Annotated in this window: 10 protein-coding genes; all 10 read left to right on the top strand. The window is 70.1% G+C overall.

What is annotated here, in order from left to right:
- The first annotated feature begins 4 nt into the window (after positions 1 to 4).
- The 10 genes from ACLQ2O_RS11805 to ACLQ2O_RS11850 all read left to right on the top strand — a co-directional run bounded on the left by ACLQ2O_RS11805 (position 5) and on the right by ACLQ2O_RS11850 (position 13,475).
- Complete coding sequence (locus ACLQ2O_RS11805) at positions 5 to 1,591, top strand: FAD-dependent monooxygenase (RefSeq protein ID WP_425830282.1); 1,587 nt, start codon at positions 5 to 7, stop codon at positions 1,589 to 1,591.
- 195 nt (positions 1,592 to 1,786) lie between these two features.
- Positions 1,787 to 2,620, top strand: coding sequence for a SigB/SigF/SigG family RNA polymerase sigma factor (locus ACLQ2O_RS11810; protein WP_425830284.1), 834 nt, complete (start codon positions 1,787 to 1,789; stop codon positions 2,618 to 2,620).
- Positions 2,621 to 2,751: 131 nt separating this feature from the next.
- Positions 2,752 to 3,348, top strand: a complete 597-nt coding sequence (locus tag ACLQ2O_RS11815; RefSeq protein WP_425830286.1) for a TetR/AcrR family transcriptional regulator — start codon at positions 2,752 to 2,754, stop codon at positions 3,346 to 3,348.
- Complete coding sequence (locus ACLQ2O_RS11820; RefSeq protein WP_425830288.1) at positions 3,345 to 4,508, top strand: GDSL-type esterase/lipase family protein; 1,164 nt, start codon at positions 3,345 to 3,347, stop codon at positions 4,506 to 4,508. The genes ACLQ2O_RS11815 and ACLQ2O_RS11820 overlap by 4 nt, the downstream gene beginning before the upstream one ends.
- 108 nt (positions 4,509 to 4,616) lie before the next feature.
- Positions 4,617 to 5,927, top strand: coding sequence for an NAD(P)/FAD-dependent oxidoreductase (locus tag ACLQ2O_RS11825; protein ID WP_425830290.1), 1,311 nt, complete (start codon positions 4,617 to 4,619; stop codon positions 5,925 to 5,927).
- Between the two features lie 27 nt (positions 5,928 to 5,954).
- A complete protein-coding gene (locus ACLQ2O_RS11830; RefSeq protein ID WP_425830292.1) occupies positions 5,955 to 7,937 on the top strand; it encodes a prolyl oligopeptidase family serine peptidase in 1,983 nt (660 codons plus the stop codon).
- Positions 7,934 to 9,676, top strand: coding sequence for a CocE/NonD family hydrolase (locus tag ACLQ2O_RS11835; RefSeq protein ID WP_425830294.1), 1,743 nt, complete (start codon positions 7,934 to 7,936; stop codon positions 9,674 to 9,676). Before ACLQ2O_RS11830 ends, ACLQ2O_RS11835 begins: the two co-directional genes overlap by 4 nt.
- Positions 9,677 to 9,732: 56 nt before the next feature.
- Positions 9,733 to 11,103 carry a serine hydrolase domain-containing protein gene (locus tag ACLQ2O_RS11840; RefSeq protein WP_425830296.1) on the top strand — a complete coding sequence of 457 codons (1,371 nt, stop codon included), beginning with the start codon at positions 9,733 to 9,735 and terminating at the stop codon, positions 11,101 to 11,103.
- A 3-nt stretch (positions 11,104 to 11,106) separates the two neighbouring features.
- Entirely contained in the window at positions 11,107 to 11,772 is a 666-nt protein-coding gene (locus ACLQ2O_RS11845; protein ID WP_425830298.1) for a TetR/AcrR family transcriptional regulator, read from the top strand.
- Positions 11,769 to 13,475, top strand: a complete 1,707-nt coding sequence (locus ACLQ2O_RS11850; protein WP_425830300.1) for a CocE/NonD family hydrolase — start codon at positions 11,769 to 11,771, stop codon at positions 13,473 to 13,475. The genes ACLQ2O_RS11845 and ACLQ2O_RS11850 overlap by 4 nt, the downstream gene beginning before the upstream one ends.
- Positions 13,476 to 13,506: the final 31 nt, after the last annotated feature.

Raw genomic sequence — 13,506 nt, forward strand, 5'->3', positions numbered from 1 at the left:
AGCCATGACGGAGGCAGCGTATCCAGAGGTGCCCGTGCTCGTGGTCGGCGGAGGCAGCGTCGGCCTGCTCACGGCGGCGCTTCTCGCCCATCACGGCGTCCCCGCGGTTCTCGTCGAGCGCCGCTCCGGGCCGTCGATCCACCCGCGCGCCACCGGCATCGGGCCGCGCTCCGTCGAGATCCTCCGCGAGCTCGGGCTCGACGCCGCCGCGGACGCGGTCGCGGTCGACCTCCGGGGTGCCGCGGGCAAGGCGGTGGCGCGGACCGTCGTCGAGATGGGCGCGGGCGACGTCGCCACCGTGCCGATGTCCGCCCTGTCCGCCGACGAGCTGGACGTGACGCCGTTCAGGCTGCGCGGGGTCTGCCCGCAGGACCGGCTCGACGCCGTACTGACCGCCGACCTCGTACGCCGGGGAGCGGATCTGCGCTGGTCGACACGTCTGGTCGGCATCGTGCAGGACGACGACGGGGTCGACGTCGAGCTGGAGGGCCCCGACGGCCGGTATTCGTTGCGGTGCGCGCAGGTGGTGGCCGCCGACGGAACGCACAGCGCCGTACGGACAGCGCTCGGTGTGGGAACCTCCGGGGCGGGCGACCTCGGCAAGTCGAAGATCAACATCCTGTTCCGGGCTGACCTTCGGCCGCACCTGCGGGGGATGTCCTTCGGCACCTGCACGATCACGACGCCGGACGCGGCCGGCCTGCTGGTCACCGTGGACGGCGAGACGAGCTGGGTCTTCCACGTGACCTGCGACGCCGACGCGGGCGAACGTCCCGAGGACTTCACGCCCGAGCGCTGCGTCACGATCGTCCGGGCGGTGGTGGGCGATCCCGGCCTCGACGTCGAGGTTCGTAGCGTGTTGCCCTGGCGGCCTCGGAGCTTGCTGGCCGACCGCTTCTCCGTCGGTCGCGTGTTCCTCGTCGGCGACGCCGCGCACACCGTGTCGCCGATCGGCGCGTTCGGCCTCAACACCGGCATCGCCGATGCGCACAACCTGGCGTGGAAGCTGGCCGCCGTCCACCGCGGCGAGGCCGGCGCCGGCCTGCTCGACACGTACGCGCAGGAGCGCGAGCCGGTCGCCGCCGCAACGCTGGACCAGGCGGCGTACAGGTTCGCCGACCCGCGGTTGCACTGGGGGCGTGGGCCCGAGGCCGATGCTGCCCGGGCGGCGGTGGGAGTGTGGGCGCCGCCGATCGTGCATCTGGGCCAGCGGTACGACTCGGACGCTGTCATCGATGCGCGGCCCGAGCTCCCGTCCACGACGGACCTGGCGGTCGTGCTGGACGGATCGCCGGGTTCGCGAGTGCCTCACGCATGGATCGACGGGGTCTCGACGCTCGACCTGGTCGCGTCCCGGTGGACCCTGCTGGTGGGTGCCGCGGGCAGCCGCTGGCTCGCTTCCGCAGCGGACCTCGGCGTACGAGGGCACCGCGTCTCCGTGCCGTGGCTGCCCGACGACGGAGCTTTGCTCGTACGACCGGACGCGATCGTCGCGCTGCGGGTCACCGCACCGGTCACGGACCCGGCGCGGTTCCTCGCCAACGCCCTGAATCAGCTGCTGGCGCGGCCGATCGCGGTGCCGAGCGTCTGAAGCGGAGCGGATCGCCCGCTCCCGCGAACTTATGCAGGCCGCAGTGCGGAGAGGCTGCCAAACTTATGCAACGGCGCTTCTCGGGTACCTTGCGAACAGGGGACGTCCTGCGGATCGGACGTCTACCAGGAATCTCAATGACCGCGGTCCAGAAGTGCGGCCGTGCGGTGACTTACTCCTCGAGAGGTCACGTTCATGACGACTGTTCCGTCCCTGAATCGCCCTGCTGCTCCCGTCAACTGCTCGACGGCCGAACAACGCCTGCTGCGTGAGACGGCGACCCAGAGTCTGCTGGCCAGAAGGGCCGCCACCACCGACGATGCCGAGCGGCAGCAGCTCCTCGAAGAAGTCGTGGAGCTCAACCTCGAGATCGCCCGGGGGATCGCTCGACGGTTCCGTGGCCGAGGTGCCGAGGACGACGACCTGGAGCAAGTGGCCTGCGTGGGGTTGATGAAGGCGGCCACCAACTTCCGTCCAGAGGCCGGTGTGCCGTTCATCGGGTACGCCGTACCGAGCATCCGCGGCGAGGTGAAGCGCTACTTCCGCGACTGCAGCTGGACCGTTCGGATCCCGCGCAGGCTGCAGGAGCTGCAGGGCAAAATCGCCCGCGTGGTTCCCCAACTGGTGCAGGAGCTCGGTCGCGAGCCCGTGGCCGAAGAAGTCGCGGACCGGCTGGGCGTCGACAGCAGCGAAGTACGGGACGCCGATGCGGCCCGGGGCTGCTTCAACGTGCTGTCGCTGGACAAGCCGATCGGGGCCGACGACGGCGACATGCTGCTCGGCGAAGCAATCGCCGACCACGAGGACCCGCGGTTGCGCAGCATCGAGACGTTCTCCCAGCTGGGCCCGCTGATCGGCGGTCTCGACCCGCGCGACCGGCGCATTCTCGAGCTGTCCTTCGTCGAGAACTGGCGGCAGACCGACATCGGCCAGGAGCTGGGGATCAGTCAGATGCAGGTGTCCCGCCTGCTCTCCAAGATCCTGGGCCGCCTACGGAGACAACTGCAGACCGACGACGCGGCCGCCTGACGGATGTGCCGACGCCGGTCATCGTCTACTCACCGGGCTTCGGGACGTCGCGGCTACTCGGTTCGTGCGGTAGCCGTCGAGCCGCTCCCTATGGGTATTAGGCAAATGCCTATCTGTGTTAGATTGGATAGGTGGAGAGAACACAGCTCAACCGGACGACGGTGATCGCGCGAGCGGCCGAGCTCGCTGACGAGACCGGTTTCGACGCGGTGACCCTGGCCGCGATCGCGCGGTCGTTCGGCGTCCGGACGCCCAGCCTCTACGCGCACGTTCGGGACCTCGCGGCGCTGCGGGACGGGATCACGGCGCTCGCGCTGGACGACCTGACGGACCGCATCGCCGACGCCATCGCCGGACGTTCGCAGTACGACGCGCTGCTGGGCTTCGCGGCCGCGCACCGCACGTACCTGCAGGAGCACCCGGGTCGCTGGGAATCGTTGCACCGAAGGGCGGGCGCCGGTGCCGTGGAGGCGCCGGCCGCGCGTCGAATCGTGCGGGTCACCGACGCGGTCCTGCTCGGCTACGGGATCACCGGCGACGACCGCGTGCACGCCACGCGCATCGTCGGAGCCGCCCTGAGCGGGTTCCTCGACCTCGAACGGATCGGGAACTTCGCGCACAGCACGCCGCCGGCCGAGGAGTCGTGGGCCGAGCTGCTGGACGCCCTCCACCTCATCCTCACCCATTGGCATCACCGCGGAGAGCTCCGCGAGAAAGAGATCTCATGATCACCACACCGCTGACCGCGGACCTCCTGCACGGCGCGACCGAACTCGAGCCGACCGAGCGCGGGCTTCGTCCGCACAGACTGCCGAAGACCGTCGTCGAACGGTACGCCGACCAGCACCTCACGCTGATGGAGGCGCAGCCCTCCGGCGTACGGGTCGCCGTGGTCACGACCGCCCGCAGCGTGACCCTCGAGGTCCACGCGACGCGCGTCGCCTACCGCGGGCTGGAGCGTGCCCGTGGCGCCCTCGACGTGGTCGTCGACGGCACCATGCTCGGGTCGTACCCCCTCACGCAGGGAGATCTCGTCGAGCTGGACATGCAGACCGGTACGACCACCTTCGCGGCGGGGACGTCCGATCAGGTCACCGTCATCGATCTGCCGCCCGGTGAGAAGACGATCGAGATCTGGCTCCCGCACAACGAGCAGGTCGATCTGGTGGCGCTGCACTCCGACGCACCGGTGCGTCCCGCGCCGCGGTCGGGTCCCGTGTGGCTGAACCACGGCAGCTCCATCAGCCAGGGCTCCAACGCGACCAGCCCGACCCGCATCTGGCCGGCTGTCGCCGCCCGGAACGCCGGCGCGCAGCTGCACAACCTCGGCTTCGGGGGCAGCGCGCTGGTGGACCCTTTCGTGGCCCGCGTCATGCGGGACCTCCCCGCGGACCTGATCAGCGTGAAGTTCGGGATCAACGTCGTCAACCTCGACGCCATGCGGCTGCGCACCTTCGTACCGGCCGTGCACGGCTTTCTCGACACGATTCGCGACGGCCACCCCACGACGCCGTTGCTCGTCGTGTCGCCGATCTTCTGCGCCATCCACGAGGACACCCCCGGGCCAGGTGCTGTCGACCCGGCCACGTTCGGCACCGACACGGTGAAGTTCATTGCCTCGGGCACCAGAGGGGACACGGCCAACGGCCGCCTGACGCTCCAGGTCGTCCGGCAGGCGCTCGAGGAGCTCGTCGACCGCAGGTCCGACGACCCGAACCTGCACTACCTCGACGGCCGCACCTTGTACGGCGAGACCGACGCGCGACGTCACCCGCTTCCGGACGCACTGCACCCGGACACCAGCACCCACGCCTTGATGGGCGAACGCTTCGCCGAGATCGCCTTCGGCAAAGCGGGAGCGTTCAGCGATCCCGGAGCTGACGTCTAGCCGTCGGGCAAACGTCGGTGCCACGGCCGCAATCGTCGGACACCTGTCGGTCGTATCCGCGGCCCGGACGCGAGAGAGTTCGAGGCAGACCGAGACGTTGGAGGAGCCGTGGCCCGCAAGGCTGATGTCGTTGTCGTCGGAGCCGGTGTGATCGGATCGTCGATCGCCTACGAACTGTCCCGTACGGCGCTGGACGTCGTGGTCGTCGACAAGGCGACCGGCGTCGGCCACGGGTCGACCAGTGCGTCGAGCGCGATCGTCCGGTTCAACTACTCGACGTACGACGGAGTGGCGCTGGCCTGGGAGGCGTTCCACTGCTGGTCGAAGTGGTCGGAGCATCTGGACAGCGGGCCGGGAGCCGACCTCGCGTCGATCACCACCGTCGGCTGCCTGATGCTCGACGTTCCGCAGATGGGGCTGGCCCGGACCCACGCGCTGCTGACGTCGGTCGGCGTCCGGTCGGAGGTGTGGGATCCCGCGACGCTGCGGGCGCGCGTCCCGGGGATCGACCCGGGCAGGTACTGGCCGCCGAAGCGGATCGACGACGACGCGTTCTGGGCCGACGCGACCGGCGAACTGTCGGCGCTCCACATGCCCGACGGCGGGTTCGTCGACGACCCGATGCTGGCCGCGCAGAACCTCGCCGACGCGGCGAAGCGGCACGGGGCGACGTTCCTGTTCAAGCAGCGGGTGGTCGACGTACTGAAGGCGAACGGGCGCGTGGCCGGCGTACAGCTCGAGTCCGGTGAGGTGATCGAGGCGCCGGTCGTGGTGAACGTTGCCGGGCCGTGGTCGTCGGCGCTGAACGAGCTCGCCGGTGTCGGCTCGGACCACACGATCACCGTACGGCCGATGCGCCAGGAGGTGCACCACGTCGAGGCGCCGCCCGGGTACAGCCCCGACGACGACTCGATGGGGCCGGTGGTCGCCGACCTGGATCTCGGTGTCTACCTGCGCCCGGCCAAGGGCAACGGCCTGATGATCGGCGGCACCGAGCCCGAGTGCGAGCCGCTGCAGTGGGTCGACGAGCCCGATGCGATCAACCCGAACCGCACCAAGGACCTGTTCACCTCCCAGGTGATGCGGGCCGCGCGGCGGCTCCCGGGGCTGCAGGTGCCGTCGCAGCCGAAGGGGAGCGCCGGCGTGTACGACGTGGCGTCCGACTGGACGCCGATCTACGACCGGACCGAGCTCGACGGCTTCTACGTCGCGATCGGCACCAGTGGGAACCAGTTCAAGAACGCGCCGGTCGCCGGACGGCTGATGGCGACGCTGATCACGGCGGTGGAGAACGGGCACGACCACGACCGTGATCCCGTGCGGTACGTCTGCCCGCACACCGGGCACACGATCGACCTGGCGTCGTTCTCGCGGAAGCGGGCGGCGAACGGGGACTCTTCGGGCACCGTGCTCGGATAGACGACAACCAGCGGAAAGGGCGAACGGGTGAACGACATCCGGCACACGGAGGAGTACTCGGCGATCGCCGAGCACCTGCGACGGCTGCACGAGCCCGCCTTCGGGCGACCGTCGGCGATCTTCGATCCGCAGATCGCACCGGATGCCACGCAGGTGCTCGTGACGGGAACCGTTCTCGCGGCGCTGGACGGCATGCCGCGGCTGAGGCTGTTCACGGCCCAGGACGGTGAGCTCCGGGCTGTCGCCGACGGCGAAGGCTCCTCGCGAGGCGGACGGTTCTCACCGGACGGCAAGACGGTGGCGCTGCTGTCCGACCAGGCGAAGGAGGGCGAGTTCCAGCTCTGCCTGACCGGAGCCGAGACGCCCGACGCGCTGATCGCCGCACCGCACGTCCCCGGATCAGTCGAGTTCCTGCACTGGTCGCCCGACGGCCGGTCCGTGCTGCTGGGGGTTGCCGACCTCGGCGCCGACGTAGCCGGCCACCAGAACTCGGGGGTGAACCTGGACGCCGGGAGCGACCTGCCGTCCTGGCACCCGGAGGTCGAGATCGGTACGCCGGACTCCGCCTGGCGCACGCTGTGGACCTACGAGCTGGACAGCGGCGAGCTCGCCCAGGTCTCGCCGGCCGGGGTGAACTGCTGGGAGGCGAGTTGGTGCGGCACTGATCAGGTTCTGGCGATCACCAGCAGCCTGCCCAGCGAGGACGCCTGGTACGGCGCGGTCCTGTCGATCATCGACGTGGACAGCCAGACCCACCGGGAGTTGCTCGCGAGCGACGTACAGCTCGGTCTGCCGACGGGATCGCCCGACGGCCGGTACGCCGGTGTCGTGCAGGCCGTCTGCAGCGACCGCGGCATCATCGCCGGAGACCTGATCGTGCTGGACCTGGTGGCCGGAACGCGGACGACGGTCGACACCGCCCACACCGATGTCACGGCGGTGCAGTGGAGCGCGGACCACCTGCTCGGGTACGCCGGACTGCGCGGCCTCGACACGGTCGCCGGTCGCTACGACGCCGCGACCCAGCTGGCCGAGGAGATCTACTGCAGCCCCCTCGCGGGCGGCCCGCGCTACCCCGAGGCCTCGTTCGCGCGGACCGGCGAGATCGCCCTGGTCCAGAACTCGTACCGGCTTCCGCACCAGGTCGTCGTGGTCGCCGACGACGAGGTCACCGTCCGGGCCTCGGTCCGGCACGCCGGCTCGGAGTACCTGCTGACCTTGGCCGGCGAGGCCGAGCCGACGACGTGGACGGCGCCGGACGGACTGACGATCGAGGGTGTGCTGTGCCGCCCGCAGGGCGCGGGGCCGTTCCCCTTGGTGATCAACATCCACGGCGGCCCGATCTGGGCCTTCCAGAACTCGTGGTCGATGCTCTACCAGTGGGTCCCGCTGCTGGTCTCCCGCGGGTACGCCGTACTCAGCCCGAACCCGCGCGGAAGTGGTGGCCGAGGGCAAGATTTCGCGGGGCGGGTCGCCGGTGACATGGGCGGTCTGGACACCTACGACTTCCTGTCCGGCATCGACGCCCTGGTCCAGCGGGGCATCGTCGATCCGGCCCGGGTCGGGCTGATCGGCGGCAGCTACGGCGGGTTCATGGCGTCGTGGCTGGTCACCCAGGACCAGCGGTTCGCCGCCTCGGTGCCGATCTCTCCGGTGACCGACTGGTACAGCCAGTCGTTCACCAGCAACATCGCTGCCTGGGGCAACGCCTTCCTGGGCGCGGATCCCGAGCTGCCGGGGTCGAAAGCCCACACCCGGAGTCCGGTGCTCCAGGCAAGCAAGGTCCGTACGCCGTGCCTGAACGTTGCCGGGGCCAACGATCGCTGCACGCCACCGGCGCAGGCGCGGGAGTTCCACCAGGCCCTGACGGCGCAGGGAGTCGAGTCGGTGCTGGTCGTCTACCCCGAGGAAGGGCACGGCGTCCGTGCGTACCCGGCGATGACCGACTTCCTCACCCGGGTGATGGCATGGTTCGACCGCCACATGCCGGCCCGGCGAGGACCTGCATGACCGGTGAGCCGGCCGAGGAGTTCCCGGTCGGCGGTCGGCCGGCTGCGCGCGCGGGAGCTCCGAAGCCCGTGGAGCTGTGGGTGCAGCACGATCTCCGGGTGCCGATGCGTGACGGGGTCGAGCTCGCACTCGACCTCGTGCGCCCGCGGAGGGAAGGCCCGTTGCCGGTGGTGCTCGTGCGGACGCCGTACGACAAGACGATGACGCGGGCCGGCGACGCGGCGCAGTTCCGGCGGATCGCGGGGGAGGGGTACATCGTCGCGGTGAACGACTGCCGGGGGCGGTTCAACTCCGACGGCGAGTTCTTCCCGTACCTGAACGAGCACGACGACGGCTACGACACGGTCGAGTGGATCGCCGCGCAGGAGTGGTGCGACGGCAACGTCGGCATGATCGGCGGCTCGTACGCCGGCCAGACCCAGTGGTTCGCCGCCTCCCGCGTACCGCCGCACCTCAGGGCGATCGTGCCGATGGTCTCGCCGCCGAGCTCGCTGTGGCGCAACGAGCCGATCTTCAACGGCGTCCTGATGCTCGGGATGAGCGAGTGGATGGTCGGGATGGGCCGCCGGTCCTGGCAGGACGCCTCGTTCGGGGCCCTGTTCAGCGAGCAGAAGGACTACTTCGAGGCGCTGCCGGTGTCGTCGATCCCCGCGCGGGCGGGCGTCGCCGGCGACTGGTGGCAGGAGATGCTGCGGCACCCGACGCTCGACGGCTTCTGGAAGCGCGGCCAGTACGACCGGTACGCCGAGATGACCGTTCCGGCCCTGAACGTCACCGGCTGGTGGGACATGAACTTCCCCGGTGCGCCGACCAACTTCGAGGCGATGCGCCGGTACGCCGCGACGCCGGAGGCCCGGGCCGGCCAGAAGCTCGTGATCGGCCCGTGGCCGCACCTGCTCAACCGGTCGCGCGAGGTGTCCGGTCTCGACTTCGGTGCGGACGCGCTCGTCGACCTGGACGCGTACGTCGTCCGGTTCTTCGACCGGTACCTGAAGAGCGAGGCCAACGCGATCGAGCACGAGAAGCCGGTGCACGTGTTCGTGACCGGCGCCGACGAGTGGTGGGCCGAGGACGACTGGCCGCTGCCCGGCACCGAAGAGGTGCCCTTCTACTTCCACTCCGGAGGCAGCGCCAACACGTACGACGGCGACGGCACACTCTCGACCGATCCGCCGGCAACGGAGGAGCCGGCGGATCAGTACGTCTACGACCCGCTCGATCCGGGCCGCGTGCTGTGGAACTTCCGGGAAGGTCCGGTGGACGACCGTGCGGCGACGGCCCGCGAGGACGTGCTCTGCTACACGAGTCAGGTCCTGACCGAGCCGTTGGACGTGGTCGGGTGGGTGACCTGCCGCCTGGTGGCGAGCTCGTCGGCCACCGACACGGACTGGCACGTCCGTCTGGTGGACGTCCACCCCGACGGCTCCGCCCGGTTCCTGTGCCGGGGTGCGCTCCGGGCCCGCTTCCGGGAGTCCTTCGAGCACCCGACCCTGCTCGAGCCGGGGCGCCCGACGACGTTCGAGTTCACCATGGACGCGACCGGCGTCCGCTTCTTGCCGGGCCACCGGATCCGGGTCGAGGTCTGCAGCTCCTGGTTCACCCAGTACGACCGGAACCTGAACAGCGGGGCCGAGAACCCGTTCGGTGACGACGATCCGCGGCCCGCGACCCAGACCGTTCTGCACCAGCCGGGGCGTGCGTCGCACGTCGTTCTGCCGGTGATCCGCCGGACTCCTTGACCAATACGCTACGGCGTAGCAAGATGCGAGAACCCCGGAGCGGAGGAGACGGACCTGTGATCACGCAGCAGCAGTTGCAGGCGCGGCTGGACAGCACGGCCCGCAAGCTGAACGTGCCTGGCGCGGCGATCGCCGTGGCCAAGGGCGATCAGGTCGTCACCGCGGTGACCGGGGTGACCAACGTGACGACGGGCGCTCCCGTCGTACCGGAGACGCTCTTCGCCGCCGGCTCGGTTACCAAGGTCTTCACGGCCACGCTGGTGATGACACTGGTCGACGAAGGTCTGGTGGACCTGGACACACCGGTGCGCGAGTACCTGCCCGACTTCGCGGTCGGCGAGGACCCGCGGTCGGCCGAGGTGACCACCCGGATGCTGCTCAACCACTCCAGCGGTCTGCCGGGCAACTTCACCTACGACCTGCCCAAGGGACCGGACAACGTCGCCGGCTTCGTGGAGCTGCTGCGCGAGTACGAGTTCAACTCGCCGCCGGGCAGCTACTGGTCGTACTCGAACGCCGGACTGGTCACGGCCGGCCGGGTCGCCGAGGTGGTGACCGGGCGGACGTTCGACCAGGCGCTGGCCGAGCGGGTGCTGCGTCCGCTCGAGCTGAACGCGACGTCGGACACCGACGAGATGATCCTGGGCTCGACCGCCGTCGGCCACGTCGTCGATGCCCAGGGCAACATTCAGCGGGTGCCGCGGTTCCAGCTCGGCACCAACGCGCCGTCGGGCTCAGCGCTCGCCCTGGACGTCGGCGCGCTCGTCACGTTCGGCCGGATGCACCTGGCCAACGGCCGGACCGAGGATCGCCGGCGAGTGCTGACGCCCGAGTCGGTCACGGCCATGCAGGTACCGCAGCTGGACCTGCCGTGGCGCATCGGGTACGACGCGTTCGGGCTCGGCTGGGCGATCCGGAACCTGAACGGCCACACGCTGCTCGGTCACACCGGGGCCAGCGCGGGGCAGCACTCGACGCTCGACATCATCCCTGACCAGCAAGGCGTTCTGGCGGCGCTGACGAACAGCACGACCGGCGCGGCCCTGTTCGCCGAGCTGTGCGCCGAGCTGCTCGACGAGTGTTTCGACGCCCGGCCGGACGCTCCGCCGGCCGCGTCCGACGCAGCGATCGAGGTCGACCTCGATCCGTACGTCGGCGTCTACACGGCCGACGACGGCCGTCTGGTGGTGACGGAGGACGACGGCGCGCTGCGGGTCCAGATCGAGGCCGATCCGTTGTTCGGCGAGATGATGAAGCTGATCCTCGGTGAGACCGCGTTCCCGCCACCCCCGCTGCGGCTGACGCCGTACGCCGCGGACGGCCGCTTCGTCAGCGACGTCGGCATCCCGATCCAGTTCGTCACGCCCGTGGGGTCCGAGGGCGTCGACTACGCCTACGCCGGGCGCATCTACCGGCGCGGGGCCTGATCGATGCCCGCGGCAAGCGAAGCGCGGCGGCCGGGTCCGGCCCGGAGCCTGAGCCGCGAGCTGATCCTGGAGACGGCGCTGGAGATCATGGCGACCGACGGGCTGGACGCGGTCTCGTTCCGGAGCGTGTCGAAGGCGTTCGGCGTCAACCCGATGGCGCTCTACACGTACCTGAAGGACAAGAACGAGCTGCTCGCTGGCATGTACGACACGGCCATGCGCCGGATCGAACCGCCGCCGGCGAAGTCACGGGCAACGGCCGAGAACCAGCTCGTTGCCTACTTCGGCGCCGTACGGCAGACGCTGATCGAGAACGCGGACCTGTACCGGCTCGCCCGGCCGATCGGAGTGCCCGGTGCCGACCTGGATGTTGCCGAACGCATCGCGGCGTTGTTCGACCGGCTGGGTCTGCCGGCGGCGGCCGCGGTCGAGACGCAGCTGAGCCTGATCCAGTACACGATCGGCAACGCGTTGTTCTACGCGTCCCTCGACGCCGACGCGCTGGCCTCGTCGATGCGCGAAGCGTTCGCCGACGTCGACCCCGACGTTCATCCGCGGCTGCACCAGCTGCGCGAGGTCGAAGCGATCACGGCGCCGGCCGCGGCGTACGAGGCCACTGTGCGTTCGATGATCCGTTCGGCCGTCGCCAACCACGGCAGGGACCTGTGACCGACCCGCTGCCGCTCGGCCCGGAGACGCTGCCGGAGTTCTTCGCCTGCCTCAAGGGTGAGCTGAAGGCGTGCGCTCCCGATCTCGAGGTGCGGATCCCGATGCGGGACGGTGTCGAGCTCGCCGCCGGTGTCTACCTTCCGGCCGACCAGAAGGACGCCGTACCGGCGATCGTCCAGATCACGCCGTACGACAAGTCGTCGGCCGTCTGGTCACGCGAGGCACGCTGGTACGCCGACCACGGGTACGCGGCGGTGGTCGTGGACGTTCGGGGGATCCTGGAGTCCGGCGGGGACTTCCACTGGTTCGTGCACGACGGAGAAGACGGCTACGACGTCGTCGAGTGGGTCGCCGAGCAGCCGTGGTGCAACGGCTCGATCGGTACGACGGGGATCTCGTACATGGGCTGGGTCCAGTGGGCCCTCGCCGCGGAGCGCCCGCCGCACCTGAGGTGCATGATCTCCAGCGCGGCCGCGGGCCGGTGGATGCAGGACATCCCGTCCACGTGGGGAATCCTGCAGAGCTACTTCCCGATGTGGCTGTACGGGATCCAGCAGCAGGCGAACCCACGCCCGGCAACACACCACGAGACTGTGCCCGAGCTGCTTTCGACCTGGCCGCTGGCCGGCATCGGCGACAAGCTCGGGCTCGAAGGGCCCTCGTGGGGCGACCTGTCCGAGCACTCGTCGTACGACGAGTTCTGGAAATCGTTGCGCTTCGACGGGTCGTACGCCGCGATCGACGTGCCCTGTCTGCACGTCGCCGGATGGTTCGACCTGGAGAACCTGACCGGCGCGATGCACCACTACGAACAGATGATCAGCGCTTCGCCGGCGGCCGCCGACCAGACCCTGCTCGTCGGGCCGTGGTCGCACGCCGGGGTGCGCTACCCCCACAGCACCTACGACGGCACCGACTTCGGGCCCGCGGGCTCGGTGGACATGAACGAGCTGCACCTGCGGTGGTTCGACAAGTGGCTGCGCGGCGACGAGGACCGCTGGACGCTTCCGTCGACCGCGGTCTTCGACACCGGGGCACGGGAGTGGAAGCTCGGCGAGGGCTGGACGGACGCTACCGCTCCTCGGTCGTTGCATCTCGCCGACGACGGGCGGCTCAGCGAGAAGCCCGAGTCGGTGCCCGGGCAGTCGAGCTACCAGTTCGATCCTTCGGTGACTCCGGTGCCGCGCTTCGACTTCCGGGCCTATCCGTTGACGGACTATCCGTTCGACGAGACGGCGGTGGACCAGCGTGACGACGTACTGACGTGGACGACCGAGGTCCTGGACACGCCGTTGACGCTGACCGGCTGGTCGCGGCTGCTCCTGCACGCGAGCACGGACGGCACGGACACCGACTGGCACGTCAAGCTCACCGACGTCGACCCCGACGGACGCTCCGTCCGCGTGACGTCGGGATGCCTGCGGGCGAGCTGTCGGACCGGCCTGGACAACCCCGAACCCGTCGAACCCGGGGTCCCGACCGAGTACGCGGTCGAGCTGTGGCCGGCCCAGCACACGTTCCGGCCAGGGCATCGCCTGCGCGTCCAGCTGGCGAGCTCCGACTTCCCGTGGTTCACGCTCAGCAGCAACCGGTTCGGGCCTCCGATGACGACCGGAGATCCCCGGCCGTGCGTCAACACGGTGCTGTACGGCGGCGCGCACCCCTCCCGGATCGTGCTGGGCACCACCCGCCTGGAGCCCTAGGGCGTGCCGCCCAACATCTGTCGCAATCACC

It is taken from the genome of Kribbella sp. DT2 (assembly GCF_049844575.1).
GTDB lineage: Bacteria > Actinomycetota > Actinomycetes > Propionibacteriales > Kribbellaceae > Kribbella.

Bases quoted from the DNA above. Each gene is read 5' to 3' on its own strand.
- ACLQ2O_RS11820 (WP_425830288.1), top strand. From the start codon at position 3,345: ATGATCACCACACCGCTGACCGCGGACCTCCTGCACGGCGCGACCGAA.
- ACLQ2O_RS11805 (WP_425830282.1), top strand. From the start codon at position 5: ATGACGGAGGCAGCGTATCCAGAGGTGCCCGTGCTCGTGGTCGGCGGA.
- ACLQ2O_RS11835 (WP_425830294.1), top strand. From the start codon at position 7,934: ATGACCGGTGAGCCGGCCGAGGAGTTCCCGGTCGGCGGTCGGCCGGCT.
- ACLQ2O_RS11845 (WP_425830298.1), top strand. From the start codon at position 11,107: ATGCCCGCGGCAAGCGAAGCGCGGCGGCCGGGTCCGGCCCGGAGCCTG.
- ACLQ2O_RS11810 (WP_425830284.1), top strand. From the start codon at position 1,787: ATGACGACTGTTCCGTCCCTGAATCGCCCTGCTGCTCCCGTCAACTGC.